The 16,841-nt window shown below is 55.0% G+C and carries 13 protein-coding genes; 10 read left to right on the top strand and 3 right to left on the bottom strand.

Annotated elements, in window-relative coordinates:
• The first annotated feature begins 147 nt into the window (after positions 1–147).
• Complete coding sequence (locus tag ACF2G4_RS13440) at positions 148–1,272, top strand: GNAT family N-acetyltransferase (RefSeq protein ID WP_409074970.1); 1,125 nt, start codon at positions 148–150, stop codon at positions 1,270–1,272.
• Here ACF2G4_RS13440 and ACF2G4_RS13435 read toward each other — a convergent pair.
• Positions 1,269–3,101 (bottom strand): ABC transporter ATP-binding protein, encoded by a 1,833-nt coding sequence (locus ACF2G4_RS13435; RefSeq protein ID WP_332626017.1) that lies wholly within the window; start codon positions 3,099–3,101, stop codon positions 1,269–1,271. The two genes, ACF2G4_RS13440 and ACF2G4_RS13435, sit on opposite strands and share 4 nt — an antisense overlap.
• A gap of 82 nt (positions 3,102–3,183) precedes the next feature.
• On the opposite strand from ACF2G4_RS13435, the gene ACF2G4_RS13430 reads away from it, so the two are divergent.
• Entirely contained in the window at positions 3,184–3,681 is a 498-nt protein-coding gene (locus ACF2G4_RS13430) for a GNAT family N-acetyltransferase (RefSeq protein WP_215845306.1), read from the top strand.
• 39 nt (positions 3,682–3,720) lie between these two features.
• Here ACF2G4_RS13430 and ACF2G4_RS13425 read toward each other — a convergent pair whose 3' ends face one another.
• Positions 3,721–4,638 (bottom strand): sugar ABC transporter substrate-binding protein, encoded by a 918-nt coding sequence (locus tag ACF2G4_RS13425; RefSeq protein ID WP_215845307.1) that lies wholly within the window; start codon positions 4,636–4,638, stop codon positions 3,721–3,723.
• A 421-nt stretch (positions 4,639–5,059) separates the two neighbouring features.
• Here ACF2G4_RS13425 and ACF2G4_RS13420 point away from each other — a divergent pair, with 421 nt between their 5' ends.
• The 8 genes from ACF2G4_RS13420 to ACF2G4_RS13385 all read left to right on the top strand — a co-directional run bounded on the left by ACF2G4_RS13420 (position 5,060) and on the right by ACF2G4_RS13385 (position 15,746).
• Positions 5,060–6,454 carry an MFS transporter gene (locus ACF2G4_RS13420; protein ID WP_409074969.1) on the top strand — a complete coding sequence of 465 codons (1,395 nt, stop codon included), beginning with the start codon at positions 5,060–5,062 and terminating at the stop codon, positions 6,452–6,454.
• A 318-nt stretch (positions 6,455–6,772) separates the two neighbouring features.
• The gene (locus ACF2G4_RS13415) at positions 6,773–7,939 is read left to right on the top strand and encodes an HD-GYP domain-containing protein (protein WP_409074968.1); all 1,167 of its coding nucleotides are present in this window, start codon (positions 6,773–6,775) and stop codon (positions 7,937–7,939) included.
• Positions 7,940–8,093: 154 nt separating this feature from the next.
• A complete protein-coding gene (gene kdpF, locus ACF2G4_RS13410) occupies positions 8,094–8,183 on the top strand; it encodes a K(+)-transporting ATPase subunit F (RefSeq protein WP_215845309.1) in 90 nt (29 codons plus the stop codon).
• Positions 8,183–9,868, top strand: coding sequence for a potassium-transporting ATPase subunit KdpA (gene kdpA / locus ACF2G4_RS13405; protein WP_409074967.1), 1,686 nt, complete (start codon positions 8,183–8,185; stop codon positions 9,866–9,868). Before kdpF ends, kdpA begins: the two co-directional genes overlap by 1 nt.
• The gene (kdpB, locus tag ACF2G4_RS13400) at positions 9,865–11,913 is read left to right on the top strand and encodes a potassium-transporting ATPase subunit KdpB (RefSeq protein WP_409074966.1); all 2,049 of its coding nucleotides are present in this window, start codon (positions 9,865–9,867) and stop codon (positions 11,911–11,913) included. Before kdpA ends, kdpB begins: the two co-directional genes overlap by 4 nt.
• Before the next feature lie 10 nt (positions 11,914–11,923).
• On the top strand, positions 11,924–12,505 hold the full coding sequence (gene kdpC, locus ACF2G4_RS13395; RefSeq protein ID WP_409074965.1) for a potassium-transporting ATPase subunit KdpC: 582 nt from the start codon (positions 11,924–11,926) through the stop codon (positions 12,503–12,505).
• A 7-nt stretch (positions 12,506–12,512) separates the two neighbouring features.
• Entirely contained in the window at positions 12,513–15,188 is a 2,676-nt protein-coding gene (kdpD, locus tag ACF2G4_RS13390) for a two-component system sensor histidine kinase KdpD (protein WP_409074964.1), read from the top strand.
• Between the two features lie 54 nt (positions 15,189–15,242).
• Positions 15,243–15,746, top strand: coding sequence for a TIGR00645 family protein (locus ACF2G4_RS13385; protein WP_409074963.1), 504 nt, complete (start codon positions 15,243–15,245; stop codon positions 15,744–15,746).
• A 130-nt stretch (positions 15,747–15,876) separates the two neighbouring features.
• On the opposite strand, the gene ACF2G4_RS13380 is transcribed toward ACF2G4_RS13385, so the two are convergent.
• On the bottom strand, positions 15,877–16,809 hold the full coding sequence (locus ACF2G4_RS13380; protein ID WP_409074962.1) for a LysR family transcriptional regulator: 933 nt from the start codon (positions 16,807–16,809) through the stop codon (positions 15,877–15,879).
• Positions 16,810–16,841 lie beyond the last annotated feature (32 nt).

Genomic DNA, 16,841 nt, shown 5'->3' with positions numbered 1-16,841 from the left:
GTGCAGTTTCAATGCGTTGTCATCACGGAACGATCTCTCCCGTTCGATCAATAGATAACGTCTGGCCGCTGCTGATACCATTACACTTTCCCTCTACTCAAAAACCTGCTTGACTGACGGTTCGCCCGTTCTTGTCTGGAGTTGTTGATGTCACTGATTCACCTGACTTCGTTAGCAGAGATTGCTGCCGCCGAATGGGATGCGCTGTTACCTGATGATCAACCTTTTTTACGCCACGCCTTTCTGTCTAGTCTGGAGGAGAGCGGCAGCGTGCGCGCTGAATCGGGCTGGCAACCGGATCATCTGCTGTGGCGTGAAAACGGCGTGCTGCGCGCTGCTATTCCTGGCTATCGCAAGCGTCACTCGCAGGGCGAATATGTATTTGATCATGTATGGGCCGATGCCAGCCAGCGTGCAGGAATCCGTTATTATCCAAAATGGCTTGGGGCCATTCCATTCAGTCCGGTAACGGGCGCACGTCTGATTGGCGCGCCCGACGCGGCGGCGCAATTGCTGGCAGCCTTACCGGAAACACTGCTAAAAAACGGATTGAGCGGCGCGCACATTAATTTTACCGATGCGCAGGCCAATCATCTGCTGCACGAGCAGCCCAACTGGCTTGAACGCTGGGGCCTGCAGTATCACTGGCACAATCGCGGCTACCGCGACTTTCAGGATTTCCTCGACACGTTGATGTCACGCAAGCGTAAACAGCTGCGCAAAGAGCGTGAACAGGTGACGCAGAGTGGCTTTGAATTCAGCGGGTATCGCGGCGATCAGCTCCGTGAAGATCAGTGGGATTTTGTGTATACCTGTTACGCCAACACTTACGCAGTGCGCGGCCAGCGGCCCTATTTAACGCGCAATTTCTTTAGTTTGCTGGCGGAGCGGATGCCAGAAAATATCCGCGTGGTGATTGCGCACCTTCAGCAGCAGCCCGCAGCGATGGCGTTTTACCTCAAAGATGAACACGCACTGTATGGACGTTATTGGGGATGTTTAGCCGAATTTGACCGGCTGCATTTTGAAACCTGTTTCTATCAGGGAATGGATTTTGCCATTGCAGAAGGATTGCAGCGTTTTGATGCGGGCGCACAAGGCGAACATAAACTGGTGCGCGGCTTTGAGCCGCATATTACCCACTCGTGGCATTACTTAATGCATCCGGGATTACGTGAAGCGGTGGATGATTTTCTTCAGCGAGAAAGGGAGGGCGTACGCGCCTGGGAAGAGGAGGCGCGCGACGCCTTGCCCTATCGACGCGGTGATTAATCGGTGCCGACAAAGCCGCCGGTTTGATGCTGCCACAAGCGGGCGTACAGTCCGTTTTGCGCCAGCAACTCGCGGTGGCTGCCCATCTCGACAATCTCACCTTTCTCCAGCACCACTAAGCGATCCATCTTGGCGATGGTCGACAAGCGGTGAGCGATAGCAATCACTGTTTTGCCCTGCATCAGCGATTCCAGGCTCTCCTGAATAGCCGCTTCGACTTCCGAGTCGAGTGCCGATGTGGCTTCATCCATGATCAAAATCGGCGCATCTTTCAGCAGCACGCGCGCAATCGCCACACGTTGACGCTGCCCGCCAGAAAGCTTCACGCCGCGCTCACCAACTTGCGCATCCAGCCCGGTACGTCCTTGCGGGTCAGAGAGCAGCGGAATGAATTCGTCTGCGCGGGCGCGATGAATAGCCAATTGCAGCGCTTGTTCGCTGGCATCGGGGCGGCCATACAGCAGGTTTTCCCGAATCGAACGGTGCAGCAGTGAGGTATCTTGGGTGATCATACCAATCTGGCTGCGCAAGCTTTCTTGGGTAACTTCCGCGATATTCTGGCCATCAATCACGATGCGCCCCCCGTTCAGGTCATACAGCCGCAGCAGCAGGTTGACCAGGGTGGATTTGCCCGCGCCAGACGGGCCAATTAGCCCAATCTTCTCGCCCGGTTTGATGTCGAGATTAAGGCGATTGATGACCTGACGGCCACCACCGTAATCAAAGCGCACATCCTCAAAGCGGATATTGCCGCGTGTCACTTCAAGGTTTTTGGCTTTTGGCGCATCCTGCACGCTCAGCGGCTGGGCGATGGTATTCAGGCCATCCTGCACCATGCCGATATTTTCAAAAATGCCGTTCACCACCCACATGATCCAACCGGACATGTTGACCAGGCGGATCACCAAACCAGTTGCCAGTGCGATAGCACCGACGCTGATCAGCGACTCGCTCCACAGCCACAGCGCCAGCCCGGAAGTGGAGACTATCAGCAGGCCATTCAACGCTGATAAGGTCAGATCCATGCTCGTAACCATGCGGCTGGCGTGCTGCGTTTTGTTGGTCTGTTCCTGAATCGCTTCGCGGGCATATTTGCGTTCCAGGTCGCTGTGGGCAAAGAGTTTGATGGTGGTGATATTGGTGTAGCCATCGACAATCGTGCCCATCAATTTTGAACGCGCTTCTGAAGAGACCACTGAACGCGCTTTCACGCGTGGCACAAAAAAGCGCAGCGAGGCGGCATAAGCAACAATCCAGATAATCAGTGGGATCATTAATCGCCAGTCCGCTTCGGCAAACAGAATCAGCGAGGTTACGGAATAGATCAGCACGTGCCAGATGGCATCCACCAGTTGGACTGATGAATCTCTGAGCGCATTGCCGGTTTGCATGATGCGCTGCGCAATGCGTCCAGCGAAGTCGTTCTGGAAAAAGTTCAGGCTCTGGCGCAACACATAGTTGTGGTGCTGCCAGCGGATCATACTGGTCATACTGGGGTTAATACTTTGATGCACCAACATGTCATGCAGCGCGATAAAGATGGGTCGCAGAATCAAGGCGACACATCCCATCCAGAGCAGAATTTGCCAGTTGTCGCGGAACAAGCTGGCGGGCGTTGAATGATTGACCAGGTCGATGATGCGGCTCAGGTAGCTGAAAAGCGCAACCTCCACCAACGCCGATCCTAGCCCAACCACCAACAGCGCCGCAAAACTGGGCCACACCTGACGCAAATAATACGCGTAAAAAGGCCAGACTGATGAGGGCGGCGATTCGGTGGGCGCATCCTGAAAAATATTGATAAAACGTTCAAAACGGCGATACAACATAGAATCACTCTTTCCAACCGATAAAGAATTACAGCTTAGTGCAATTTGGTGCAGTGAAACCCACCGTCTAACAGGAGAAAATATGGAAATTACCGTTCGTGGACGTGAACCCAGCGATGCTGCGGCTTATCAGCGTTTGTACAGCCATCCTGATGTTTATCCCTGGACGCTTCAGCTGCCGTATCCGAGCGTAGCGACCTGGGAAAAGAAATTTTTGAAAATGGATGCTGAAGGATTCATCGCTTTTGTTGCTGAAATTGACGGCAAAATGGTGGGCGAATTAACCCTGTTTGTTGAAAACAGGCCGCGGACGCGCCACTGCATCAGTTTTGGTATTGGTGTTGATCCGGCCTTTGCCGGGCGCGGCGTGGGCGAGCGATTGATTCGTACCGGGATAGATTATGCGCAAAACTGGCTGGGCGTGACGCGCATCGAACTGGAAGTGTTTCACGATAATCACCGTGCGCTGCGCTTGTATGAGCGTCTTGGGTTTGAGCGTGAAGGCGTACGGCGTCAGGCATCGCTGCGCGACGGAAAACGGCATGACGTGGTGATGATGGCGAAGCTGCTGGATAGTTAACCAAGCCCGGAGCGGCGGACAGGCCGCTCCGGTTTCAGGTTATTTACTTTTATCGATGTACTGCTGCATGTTCTCTTTAGTGACCAGCTCAAACGGGATCCACTGATGCGAATCCACTTTTTCGCCTTTTATTAAACGCTGCGCCACCTCAACAGACTTCTTGCCTTGTCCCACCGCATCCTGAAATACCGTGACCTGCATGCTGCCGTTAGCCATCGATTTTAATCCATCCGGCGTGGCATCAATGCCGCCGACCAGAATGTTTTTCTTCGGTTTTGCCTGCGCGATGGCCATGGTGGCACCAATCGCCATTTCGTCGTTATTGGCCGCAACAATGTCGATATCTTCACCGTTCGACAGCCAGTTCAACATCAAATCCATGCCTTCGCTGCGTGAATAGTTGGCGGTTTGTTTCAGCACCACTTTCATGTTGGGGTATTTCGCCACCACTTGCTCAACGTCTTTGGTACGCTGCAATGCACCCGCATCGGTGAGGTTGCCAATCATGATGGCGACGTTGCCGCGATAGTTAGCCATTTTTGCGAGCGCTTCCATCTGCAACACGCCCGATTCACGTTCGTCAGAACCCACAAACACCACACCCGGCGGCAGCGTTTTATCGCCTGGCGTACGGTTAACAAACACCAGCGGAATTTTTGCCTGTTGCGCCAGCTTGGTGAGCGCAGGCGTGCTGGCAGAATCAACCGGATCGACAATGATGGCGTCTACACCTGAGCCGATAAAGCTCTGTACCTGATCGGTTTGCCGACCGACATCGCCGCGCGCATCTTCAAACTGCGATTCCAGCCCCTGCGTTTTAGCCTCTTTATCAATCGACTGACGAATAATGGTGAGAAAGTTTTGGTCAAAGTAAGCCATCGATACGCCGATTTTTTCAGCCAGCGCCGAAGCGGAGAGACTCATCATGCACAGCATTACTAACGCTTTCTTTTTCATTGCAGACTCCGCAGGCTATTTTTGGAATTTTCTTTTCATTAATAAAGGAAACGGTTTAATGAATTCATTTGCAGCCTACGAGTCGGCGCGTGCTTTGACAATTGCCTGATTTTACTCTTGCAAGCGGGTGCACATTTTGCTGAAAAAATTTATGCTGCATAGCGTTCTCTGGTGCTGATTTCTCAGACACGGCGCACATTCCACGGCAAAAAGGGCGTACTTTTTCAGCTTATGTGCAGCGCCGCACTGCGCATTGTGGCAGATGCCAAAATTAGCGCTAAACATGGCCGACAATCTCACCATTCGCACAATGACCTTTAGTTAGGCTCCTATCTATATTTTCTTCACAAGGGAATCTCAGCGGTATTCCTGAAAAAAAACTATGCGGCAGGACGCTGCCCCTTTTTAAGGAATTCACCTCATGTTGAAAGATAAGCTCGCGACGAAAACCTCGCATGTTCGTATCTGGATTTTGTGTCTGATCCTGTTTTTATCGGTGGTGGCCTATGCTGACCGTTCGATCCTGTCGATCTCAGGATCGGCGATCAAAGATGAATTTGGCCTGTCCGCGATCCAGCTTGGGCTGATCCTGTCGGCATTCAGTTGGGCATATGTGATCGGCCAAATCCCCGGCGGACTTTTTCTGGATCGTTTTGGGGCTAAAAAAGTCTATGGCGTCACGCTGGCGCTCTGGTCGGTATCTACCATCGCGATGGGATTTGTCGGTGAGTTTTCCAGCGGCATGACAGGTGCACTGATACTGATGTTTGGCCTGCGTTTCCTGCTGGGATTGATAGAAGCACCCAGCTTTCCTGCCAACGCCCGCGTGGTGATCATGTGGTTTCCTGGCGCTGAACGCGGTCGTGCGTCGTCGCTGTTTAGCTCGGCGCAGTACTTTGCTGTCGCTATTTTTTCGCCGCTTTCTGCCTGGCTGGTTTCACGTCACGGTTGGGAATGGCCTTTCTTTGTGCTTGGCGGCATTGGCGTGCTGGCGGTGTTTGTTTGGGCAACCTATATGCGTGAACCGCGCAATCATCCCGGCGTGTCGGAAAACGAATTCCGCCACATCGTTGAGGGTGGCGCGCTGGTGGATATTGACTCAGCCAAGACACTGAAAGAGCGTCCGGCACTGAGCAAAGCGATGTTCAAAAAACTGCTGACCAACCGCATGTTGTGGTGCGCCTATCTCGGCCAGTACTGCATTATCGCGCTGAGCTACTTCTTCATTACCTGGTTTCCTATCTATCTGGTGCAGGCGCGCGGCATGAACATTATGGATGCCGGTTTAGCCACCATTGCACCGGCGCTGTTTGGCTTCCTCGGCGGCATCAGCGGCGGTTATATCTCTGACAAACTGCTGGCCAGAGGCTGGAGCGTTTCCTGGGCGCGTAAAGCGCCTTACATCGTGGGTATGTTGATGGCAGCCAGCTTGATTCTGGCGGCAGTGATCCCCAGCAATGTGGGCATTATCGCCATCATGTCGTTTGCTTTCTTTGGCAAAGGTGTGGCAGCGGGCGCAGGAACCTGGACCGTGATCAGCGATACCGCTCCCAAAGAAGCGGTTGGCCTGGCGGGCGCAATCTTTAACGGTATCGGTAATATCGCGGGTTTCACCACGCCGCTGCTGTTCGGCATCATTGTGGGTTTGACCGGCAGTTACAGTATCGGTTTGGTGTTTGTCGGCGCGCACTGCGTGATTGCCGCAGTATTGTTCCTGTTTGTGATGGGCCCTATCGAACGTGTCGGGGAAGAGCAGCAGGAAAATCACCAAGGCTTCGAAAAACAGGGGAAAGAAGATGGCATTAAAGCAATTTAACGTGCTGATAAAGGGCCCCATAAGTGCGAGGTCGTCTGCCCCCCACCTCAGTCCTCCCCCATACATGGGGGAGGAAGACGCTGCCACATGCGAGTATTGAAGGGGCATGTTGCAGCGTCTCCTTCCCCCGCAATGCGGGGGAAGGCCGGGATGGGGGACAGCGCGCAGAGGAGGCCGTTTGACAGCGCGCAGAGGACAGAAGACAGCGCGCACAATCCCGGTCTCGTCGTACCACACAGTTTGCACAAAACCTGTTGAAGAATATTTGCTCAGCTGCCGATATCACCCTACCACCCGCTGATATTAAGGAGTGATATCGTGATAAAGCTGATTGCCGTTGGCGAACTGCGGCTCGGAATGTTCATCCACAAACTGGACGTTTGGTGGATGAAAGACAAGCGCATTCGCAACCAAATGCTGATCACTGATCCTCATCAGATCATCACCTTACGCAACGAAGGGATCCAATCGATCTGGATCGATCTCGATAAATCGGTACAGGCCCCGCTTGCGCCAGCAGGAGAAAAAAAAGCTATTCCACGCACGCCGTTTTTTCAGGAACTGGATAAGGCGCAGATGATCTTTCAGCAGGGCAAGCCGAAAGTGTTAGCGATGTTCAACGAAGCGCGTCTGGGTAACAGCCTCGATCTCTCTTTTATGATCGATTTAGTCGATGAAATAGCCGGATCCATTGAGCGTGAACCTTCTGCTTTGCTGAGCGTGGCGCGGCTAAAAAGCCACGATGATTACACCTATCTGCATTCCATGGCGGTCTGCGGCTTGATGATCTCACTGGGTAAAACGTTGGGTCTCAACGAACAGCAGCTTCGTCGCGCGGGTATGGGCGGCTTGCTGCATGACGTGGGCAAGGCGGCGGTGCCGCTGGATATTCTCAATAAGCCCACCAAGCTGACAGAGGAAGAGTTCAACGTCATGCGTCAGCATCCCATTATCGGAGCACAGATTTTAATGGAGGCTGACGCTGACGCAGATCTGCTGGATATTGCCCTGCACCATCATGAAAGATATGACGGAAATGGCTATCCACATGGGCTGAAAGGCGAACAGATTACACAGTTCGCTCGCATGGCGGCGGTGTGCGATGTTTACGATGCACTGACGTCGACGCGTGTTTATCGTAAAGGCTGGACGCCCGCAGAAGCGATGCACAATATGCTGAGCTGGCGCGGTCATTTTGACAGCCACCTGCTCAATAGTTTTGTGCGTACTATTGGCATTTATCCGGTGGGATCGCTGGTGCGTCTGGCATCGGGCCGGGTTGCGCTGGTGGTAAAGGCAGGCGAAAAATCCCTGTTGCGTCCTTGTGTTCACGTATTCTGGTCGCTGCATGCCCAGCGCGAAATGAAGCCCGAAATAGTCGATCTCGGTGACAGCTTTTGTACTGACAGTATTGTTAGCGCAGAAGAGAGCAATTTATGGGTAAACGTCGATCTCAACCGTATTTGGGCGCTGCATGCGGCTTAAGCGCCGCCTATTAATACAGCCTGCATACCCCACATAAAACGCCTGATTTATCGCCATTTTTATACTTTATTTACGCCCACGCCACGCATTTTAACGCCTTCTTTATACGCCTCGGCGCAAGCTAATCAGCAAATCCAATTCTCTGGAGGTGACTGTGAGCGTGGACGTAATAACCGGCATTGTGCTGGTGGTGTTATTGCTGGGCTATTTAGTTTATGCCTTGCTCAATGCGGAGGCGTTCTAATGGCGGCCAATGCATTTTTACTGATCGCTGTCTATGTGCTGCTGCTCATGGTCCTGGCGCAGCCACTGGGACGCGGGCTGGCACGTTTCGTGGCTGACAAGCCGCTGTTTGCCGGGCTGGAGCGCCCGCTGTGGCGTCTGTTGGGAACGGAGCAGCCAGGCATGCGCTGGCCGCATTATCTGCTGGCGATTCTGCTGTTTAATGCCCTTGGTTTGCTGCTGTTGCTGGCCATTTTATTGCTACAAGGCGAATTGCCGCTTAACCCGCAGCAGTTGCCGAGCCTGAGTTGGCATCTGGCGCTGAATACCGCCGTGAGCTTTGTCACCAACACTAACTGGCAATCTTATGGTGGCGAAAGCACGCTGAGTTATTTCAGTCAGATGGTGGGATTAACGGTACAAAACTTCCTGTCTGCAGCCACCGGCATCGCGGTGGCGTTTGCGCTGATCCGCGGCTTCGCCAGTCGTTCGCTTGAAACTTTAGGCAACGCCTGGCGCGATCTCACACGCATTACGCTGTATATCCTGCTGCCAATTAGCCTGCTGATGGCGCTGTTTTTTGTCAGCCAGGGCAGCATCCAGAACTTTTTACCCTATCACAGCATCACCACGCTGGAGGGGGCACAGCAAACGCTGGCGATGGGGCCGGTGGCATCGCAGGAAGCGATCAAAATGCTCGGCACTAACGGCGGTGGCTTCTTTAACGTTAACTCCGCTCATCCCTTTGAAAACCCCAACGCATTAACCAATCTGGTGCAGATGCTCAGCATCTTTTTGATCCCCGCCGCGCTCTGCTTTGCCTTTGGTGAAAGCGTCAAAGATCGGCGTCAGGGCAACATGCTGCTGTGGGCGATGACGCTGATGTTTGTGGTCGCGGTAAGTGTTGTGATGTGGGCAGAGGTCAAGGGTAATCCGCATTTCATCGCATTAGGCGCTGACAGCGCGATGAATATGGAAGGCAAAGAGACGCGCTTTGGCATTCTCAACTCCAGCCTGTTTGCGGTGATCACCACTGCGGCTTCCTGCGGGGCGGTGAATGCCATGCACGATTCCTTTACCGCGCTGGGCGGCATGGTGCCGATGTGGTTGATGCAGTTGGGTGAAGTGGTATTTGGCGGCGTGGGCGCAGGCTTATACGGCATGCTGCTGTTTGTGCTGTTAGCGGTGTTTATCGCGGGCCTGATGATCGGTCGTACGCCAGAATTTCTCGGCAAAAAAATCGATGTGTGGGAAATGAAAATGACCGCGCTGGCGATTTTAGTCACGCCTGCGCTGGTACTGATCGGAACGGCGCTGGCGATGATGACCGATGCTGGGCGTGCTGGCATGTTAAATCCCGGCATTCATGGCTTCAGCGAAGTGCTGTATGCCGTTTCATCGGCGGCGAACAACAACGGCAGCGCCTTTGCGGGTCTAAGTGCTAACACCCCTTTCTGGAATCTACTGCTGGCAAGCTGCATGTTGCTGGGACGCTTTGGCATCATCATTCCAGTGATGGCGATTGCCGGTGCGATGGCGGTGAAAAAAGTGCAGCCGGTTGGCAACGGCACACTGCCGACACACGGCCCGTTATTTATTTCGCTGCTGATTGGCACCGTGCTGCTGGTGGGTGCACTGACTTTCATTCCTGCTCTGGCTTTAGGCCCGATCGCTGAGCATCTTAATCTTCAGGTGAAAACATCATGAGTCGTCAACAACAGGCGCTGTTTGATGCAGCGCTGCTGCGCATTGCGGTGCTCGATGCCATGAAAAAGCTCGATCCACGCGTGCAATTTCGTAATCCGGTGATGTTTGTGGTTTACCTCGGCAGCGTACTGACCAGCCTCTTAGCGTTGGCGATGCTGGCGGGAAAAACCAGCGGCAGCGCCAGCTTTACCGGCGCGATCGCGATTTGCCTGTGGTTTACCGTGCTGTTCGCCAACATGGCAGAAGCGCTGGCGGAAGGGCGCAGCAAGGCGCAAGCCAGTAGCTTAAAAGGCGTGAAGAAAACCAGCTTCGCCAAAAAACTCGCCGAGGCGCGCTACGGCGCAAGCTGGCAGCAGGTCGCGGCCGATCAGCTACGTAAAGGCGAGGTGGTGTTAGTGGAAGCGGGCGACATCATTCCCTGCGACGGTGAAGTGCTGGAAGGTGGCGCATCGGTGGATGAAAGCGCCATCACCGGCGAATCGGCACCGGTGATACGTGAGTCGGGTGGCGACTTTGCGTCGGTGACGGGTGGCACGCGCATTCTTTCCGATTGGCTGGTAATCAGTTGCAGCGCAAATCCGGGCGAAACCTTTTTAGACCGCATGATTGCCATGGTTGAAGGCGCGAAACGTCGTAAAACGCCCAACGAGATCGCGCTGACTATTTTGCTGGTGTCGCTCACCCTCGTCTTTTTGTTGGCAACGGTGACGCTGTGGCCCTTTTCCGCGTGGGGCGGCACGCCGGTTAGCGTTACGGTGCTGGTGGCGCTGCTGGTCTGTTTGATTCCAACTACCATTGGTGGCCTGCTTTCTGCGATTGGCGTGGCGGGAATGAGCCGCATGTTAGCCGCAAACGTGATTGCAACCAGCGGGCGGGCGGTGGAAGCGGCGGGTGATGTCGATGTGTTGATGCTGGATAAAACCGGCACCATCACGCTGGGTAATCGTCAGGCCACGCAATTTTTACCGGCACCAGGCGTCAGCGAAGAGCAACTGGCAGATGCGGCGCAGCTCGCCTCGCTGGCGGATGAAACCCCCGAAGGGCGCAGTATTGTGGTGCTCGCCAAGCAGAAGTTTAATCTGCGCGAGCGCGATCTCAGCAGCATGGGCGCGAGTTTTATTCCCTTCTCGGCACAAACCCGCATGAGCGGCGTGAACGTACAGGATCGCTTGATTCGTAAAGGCGCGGTGGACGCGGTACGTCGTCATATTGAAGCCAGTAATGGTCATTTTCCGGCTGAAGTGAATGCGCGAGTTGAAGAGGTGGCGCGCACCGGCGGTACGCCGCTGGTGGTGGCAGAAGGCGCGAACGTGTTAGGCGTGGTGGCGCTGAAAGATATCGTTAAAGGCGGTATTAAAGAGCGTTTTGCCGAGCTGCGCAAAATGGGCATTAAAACGGTGATGATCACGGGCGACAATCCACTGACGGCGGCGGCGATTGCTGCGGAAGCGGGCGTGGATGACTTTTTGTCGGAGGCAACGCCGGAAGCCAAGCTGGCGCTGATCCGTCAATATCAGGCTGAAGGCCGCCTGGTGGCGATGACAGGCGACGGCACCAACGATGCGCCTGCATTGGCACAGGCTGACGTTGCGGTGGCGATGAACTCGGGAACCCAGGCCGCAAAAGAGGCGGGCAACATGGTGGATCTCGATTCTAATCCCACCAAGCTGCTGGAAGTGGTGCACATCGGTAAACAGATGCTGATGACGCGCGGTTCGCTGACGACCTTCAGCATCGCCAACGACGTAGCCAAATATTTTGCCATTATTCCGGCGGCATTTGCCGCCACGTATCCGCAGCTCAATACGCTCAACGTGATGCAGCTGCATTCCCCTAACTCGGCCATTCTCTCGGCGGTGATATTCAACGCGCTGGTGATTGTGTTCCTGATCCCGCTGGCGCTAAAAGGCGTGAGTTATCGTCCCCTGAGTGCGGCGGCATTATTGCGCCGTAACCTGTTGGTCTACGGATTAGGTGGGCTGCTGGTGCCGTTTGTCGGTATCAAAGCCATCGACCTGATCCTGGTGCTGTTTGGCGTGGCCTGAGGAGAAAAAAATGAGTCAGTTACGTCCTGCGATTTTACTGTTGTTGCTGCTTACCGTTGTCACCGGCGTGGTTTATCCTTTGCTCACCACCGGCCTGGCGCAATGGCTTTTTCCCGCTCAGGCCAACGGTTCGTTATTAGAGGAAAAAGGTGTGGTGCGCGGTTCGGCGCTGATTGGCCAGAACTTTACCCAGCCAGATCGCTTTTGGGGTCGCCCGTCGGCAAGCGGCGATGCGCCTTACAATCCGCTGGCTTCCAGCGGCAGCAATCTGGCGGGCAGCAATCCGGCGCTGGATAACCTGGTGGCTGAGCGCGTTGCTGCGTTGCGAGCAGCCAATCCGCTCGCGCCAAAAGCGGTGCCGGTTGAATTAATTACCGCGTCGGGCAGCGGCCTCGATCCCGATATTTCGCCTGCGGCCGCGCAATGGCAAGCGCCGCGCATTGCCGCTGCGCGCCAGCTGCCGTTAGAACAGGTGCAGGCGCTGATTACACAACAGGCGCGTCGTCCGTTTTTGACCTTCAGCGGCGAAGCGACGGTGAACGTATTACAGCTAAATATGGCGCTGGATGCGATGCCAGCAAACCCTCGATAAGGACGCTATGAACGACGAGCCTTTGCGGCCCAATCCCGATGCGCTGCTGCAGGAAAACAGCGACAGCCATCGCGGCAAGCTGAAAATCTATTTTGGTGCCTGCGCGGGCGTCGGGAAAACTTACGCCATGCTGCAAGAGGCGCAGCGTATGCGGGCACAAGAGTTGGATGTATTGGTCGGCGTGGTAGAAACCCATGAACGGCCTGAGACGGCGCAGCTGCTGGAAGGTCTGGCGCTGTTGCCACGCCGCGCGACGGGGCGTTCGCGCCATGCCGAGTTCGATCTCGATGCCGCGCTGGCACGCCATCCTGCGGTCATCCTGATGGATGAACTGGCGCACACCAATGTGCAGGGGTCACGTCATCCAAAGCGCTGGCAGGATATTGAAGAGCTGCTGGAGGCGGGCATTGACGTACTCACCACCGTCAACGTTCAGCATCTTGAAAGTCTCAACGATGTTGTTGGCGGCGTGACCGGCATTCAGGTGCGCGAAACCGTGCCCGATCCCTTTTTCGACAGCGCCGATGAAGTGGTATTGGTCGATTTGCCGCCGGATGACCTGCGCCAGCGGCTGAAAGAGGGCAAGGTTTACATGGGGGAGCGCGCTGAACGCGCCATCGAAAATTTCTTCCGCAAAGGTAACTTGTTTGCACTGCGTGAGTTGGCGCTGCGCCGCACCGCCGATCGTGTTGATGACCAGATGCGCGCCTGGCGCGACCGTCAAGGCAGCGATCGCGTATGGCATACGCGTGACGCCATTTTGCTGTGCATTGGCGACGACAGTGGCAGCGAAAAATTAGTGCGCAGCGCGGCGCGGCTCGCCGCCAGGTTGGGCAGCGAATGGCATGCGGTTTACGTTGAGACGCCGCGGCTGAATCGCCTGCCAGAAGCCCGCCGTCGTGCCATTCTCCGCACCTTGCAACTGGCGCAGGAGCTGGGCGCCGAAACCGCTACGCTCTCCGATCCTGATGAAGCCCAGGCGGTGCTGCGTTACGCACGCGAACACAACCTTGGAAAAATTGTGACGGGTCGCCGTCCGGCACGCCGTTGGCGACGCGATAGCTTTGCCGAGCGTCTGGGTCAGCTCGGCCCGGATGTCGATTTATTGGTGGTGGCGCTGGATGAACCGGTGAAGGATGCGCCGCATCCCCTGGCGGAAGGACGCATTAGCAACGATAAATGGCGGTTGCACTTGCGTGGCTGCTTTATGGCGCTGGTGTTGTGCGTGCTGGTGACGGCGGTGGGGCAAACGTTGCTGATCGGTTTCGATCCCGCTAACAGCGTGATGATCTACTTGCTGGCGGTGGTGATCGTCGCGCTGCGTTACGGACGCTTGCCTTCGATCATTGCGACCATCTTGAACATTCTCGCTTTCGATCTGTTTTTTGTCGCGCCGACCGGCACGGTTGCGGTTTCCGATTTGCAATATCTGGTGACCTTTGCGGTGATGCTGGCGGTGGGTGTGATTGTCGGGAATCTTACCGCTGGCGTACGCTATCAGGCGCGGGTTGCACGTTACCGCGAGCAGCGGGCGCGCTATCTGTACGAGATGGCGAAATCGCTGAGCAGCGCATTAACGCCGCAGGATATCGCTGCGACCAGCCAGCGGGTAATTGACGTTACGTTACAGGCGCGCAGTCTGCTGCTGCTGCCGGATGAGCAGGGTGAGTTACAGTCGATTGGTGATGCGCTACCCGCCAATGAACCGGATCGCGCTATCGCCAAGTGGAGCTTCAGCAAAGGCCAACCCGCAGGCGCGGGCACTGACACCTTGTCCGCCGTGCCTTATCAAATCCTGCCGCTTAAAAGTGGGGCGCTGTGTCGCGGTTTGCTGGTGGTTGAGCCACAAAACCTGCGCCAGCTGATGATTCCTGAGCAGCAGCGGTTGGTCGAAACCTTTACCGTGCTGATCGCTAACGCGTTAGAGCGCATTGCACTTTCGCAGAGTGAAGCTGCGTCGCGCTTATCAGCAGAACGTGAACAGTTGAGGAATGCACTGCTTTCGGCGCTATCCCACGATTTGCGTACGCCGCTGACGGTGCTGTTTGGGCAGGCGGAAATGTTGATGCTCGATCTCGCCAGCGAAGATGAAAAATATGTGCAGCAGGCCAGCCAGATTCGCGAACAGACGTTGAGCACGATTCGGCTGGTGAGCAATATGTTGGATATGGCGCGTATCCAATCGGGCGGTTTGAATTTACGTGAAGAGTGGCTGGCGCTGGAAGAGGTGATTGGCGGCGCCCTTAGCAGCATGGCTGCCTCGCTGAAAGGGCAACATATTCAGCTGGCGTTACCGACAGAGATGGTACTGATCAAAGGCGACAGCACGCTGCTTGAGCGGGTGTTGACCAATTTGATTGAAAACAGCTTGAAATATGCGGGTCACGGCGCTCCTCGCGGCATCAAGGCGTGGCAGGAAAAAGACCGGCTGGAACTGGCGATTTGGGATGGCGGGCCGGGCATTGCCGAGGCAGAGTTAACCCGTATCTTTGATAAGTTTGCGCGCGGGAATAAGGAGTCGGCGGTGCCGGGTGTGGGCCTGGGTTTAGCCATCTGCAAAACCATTATTGAAAGCCACGGCGGGCAGATTTGGGCAGAGAATCGTCCACAGGGTGGTGCATCATTTCGCTTATCATTGCCGCTGCCGCCCGTGCCGGAAATTTCTGAAGAGGCACTGAAATAACTTCACAGTTCCTCGGTTATACTGCCCAGCTTATTTGATCATTATTGGGAAATTATGGAACGTTTTACCGAAAACCTGATGTATGCATCTCGCTGGTTGTTGGCTCCGGTTTACATTGGACTTTCGCTGGGATTGCTGGCGCTAACCATCAAATTTTTTCAGGAGATTGTTCACCTGTTGCCCAACATTTTCAGCGTGGCGGAAAACGATCTGATTTTGATCCTGCTGTCGTTGGTCGACATGGCGCTGGTGGGGGGATTGTTGGTGATGGTGATGCTGTCGGGCTATGAAAACTTTGTTTCTAAACTCGACATTGATGAAGATAAAGAGAAGCTGAGCTGGCTGGGCAAGATGGATTCTGGCTCGTTAAAAAACAAGGTTGCGGCCTCGATTGTGGCGATCTCGTCTATCCATTTGCTACGCGTGTTCATGGAAGCGCGCAATGTCGCTAATGACAAGCTGATGTGGTACGTGATTATTCACCTGACCTTTGTGCTGTCTGCGTTTGTGATGGGTTGGCTGGACACGATGTCGCGTAACCAAAAGAAAGATTATTAGAAAATTAAGCGGTGGTCAGGGCTTGTGCCACCTCAATCCGGTTAAGTGCGAGGTCGTTTGTCCCCCATCCCGGCCTTCCCCCGCGCTGCGGGGGAAGGCCGGGATGGGGGACAGCGCGCACCTTCCAAACCTAACTTGATGCTGGCCTTGTACCTGCCAGCGTAGGCATCACATCTTTAATCATTGCAAAAAACTGGGTTAGCCTTGCTGGGTAATAACTTGCCCACGGATAAGTTAGCCAAATGGGCAGCGGCGGTGCTTGCCATTCCGGCGTCAGTTGAATGAGCCGTCCAGCAGCCAAATCCTCTTGCACTACCCAAGCCGACACGATCGCTGCACCCATTCCTGCTAAGGCCGCTTTGCGCACCGCATATAAGCTGTCGCTGCTCAACCTTGGCGTAATAGCCAGATTCACGGGCTGTCCATCCTGAACTCGCTGCAATGCCACTTCATTACGATAAAAACTGGTCAGCGCCAGCCAAGGCAAATCACACAATTGTTCAACCTGTTCGACAGGAGCGTGCTGTGCCAATACGTCTGGCGATGCCACTACAATGCGCGGAACTTCAGCCAGTAAAATCGCTACCAGCGAGGTGTCTGTCGGTGCGCCGACCTGAATCGCGCAGTCTACGTTCTCTGCCATAAAATCGGGCGTGCGATCGTTTAACATCCACTCGACATTCAGGCGTGGATAACGCCGCAGGTAGTCGAGCAGCGGGGCGATCAGCTGATCTTGACCAAACGCATGCGGCGCACGCACGCGCAATGTTCCTACCGGATCGTCGCTGGCACGCGTCAAATCGTCTTCAAGCGCATACCAGGTTGCCAGCAGCTGCCGCGCTTGCGCATAGCAACGTTCACCATCATCGGTGAGTTTCAGCGCATGGGTAGTGCGCATAATCAGTTTCAGGCCGAGCCGCTGCTCCAGCGTCTGCAAGCGACGACTGATGGTCGGCTGCGTAGTGCCAAGTTGTTGCGCTGCGGCTGACAGACTGCCGCTCTCAACAATGCGGATAAAAGTTTGCATTAGTTCAATGCGATCACTGCTGATGGAGTTGCTCATACGCCTCATGCATAACGGTTTTGCCTTCAAGC

This window comes from Pantoea phytostimulans (assembly GCF_046118715.1).
GTDB classification, from domain to species: Bacteria; Pseudomonadota; Gammaproteobacteria; order Enterobacterales; family Enterobacteriaceae; genus Pantoea; species Pantoea phytostimulans.
This window is presented reverse-complemented; position numbering and strand designations above follow the sequence as displayed.

What these genes read in the sequence shown, in the direction of transcription:
- ACF2G4_RS13440 (WP_409074970.1), top strand. Translation starts at nt 148, where the DNA reads ATGTCACTGATTCACCTGACTTCGTTAGCAGAGATTGCTGCCGCCGAA.
- ACF2G4_RS13435 (WP_332626017.1), bottom strand. Translation starts at nt 3,101, where the DNA reads ATGTTGTATCGCCGTTTTGAACGTTTTATCAATATTTTTCAGGATGCG.
- ACF2G4_RS13430 (WP_215845306.1), top strand. Translation starts at nt 3,184, where the DNA reads ATGGAAATTACCGTTCGTGGACGTGAACCCAGCGATGCTGCGGCTTAT.
- ACF2G4_RS13425 (WP_215845307.1), bottom strand. Translation starts at nt 4,638, where the DNA reads ATGAAAAAGAAAGCGTTAGTAATGCTGTGCATGATGAGTCTCTCCGCT.
- ACF2G4_RS13420 (WP_409074969.1), top strand. Translation starts at nt 5,060, where the DNA reads ATGTTGAAAGATAAGCTCGCGACGAAAACCTCGCATGTTCGTATCTGG.
- kdpA (WP_409074967.1), top strand. Translation starts at nt 8,183, where the DNA reads ATGGCGGCCAATGCATTTTTACTGATCGCTGTCTATGTGCTGCTGCTC.
- kdpB (WP_409074966.1), top strand. Translation starts at nt 9,865, where the DNA reads ATGAGTCGTCAACAACAGGCGCTGTTTGATGCAGCGCTGCTGCGCATT.
- kdpC (WP_409074965.1), top strand. Translation starts at nt 11,924, where the DNA reads ATGAGTCAGTTACGTCCTGCGATTTTACTGTTGTTGCTGCTTACCGTT.
- kdpD (WP_409074964.1), top strand. Translation starts at nt 12,513, where the DNA reads ATGAACGACGAGCCTTTGCGGCCCAATCCCGATGCGCTGCTGCAGGAA.
- ACF2G4_RS13385 (WP_409074963.1), top strand. Translation starts at nt 15,243, where the DNA reads ATGGAACGTTTTACCGAAAACCTGATGTATGCATCTCGCTGGTTGTTG.
- ACF2G4_RS13380 (WP_409074962.1), bottom strand. Translation starts at nt 16,809, where the DNA reads ATGAGCAACTCCATCAGCAGTGATCGCATTGAACTAATGCAAACTTTT.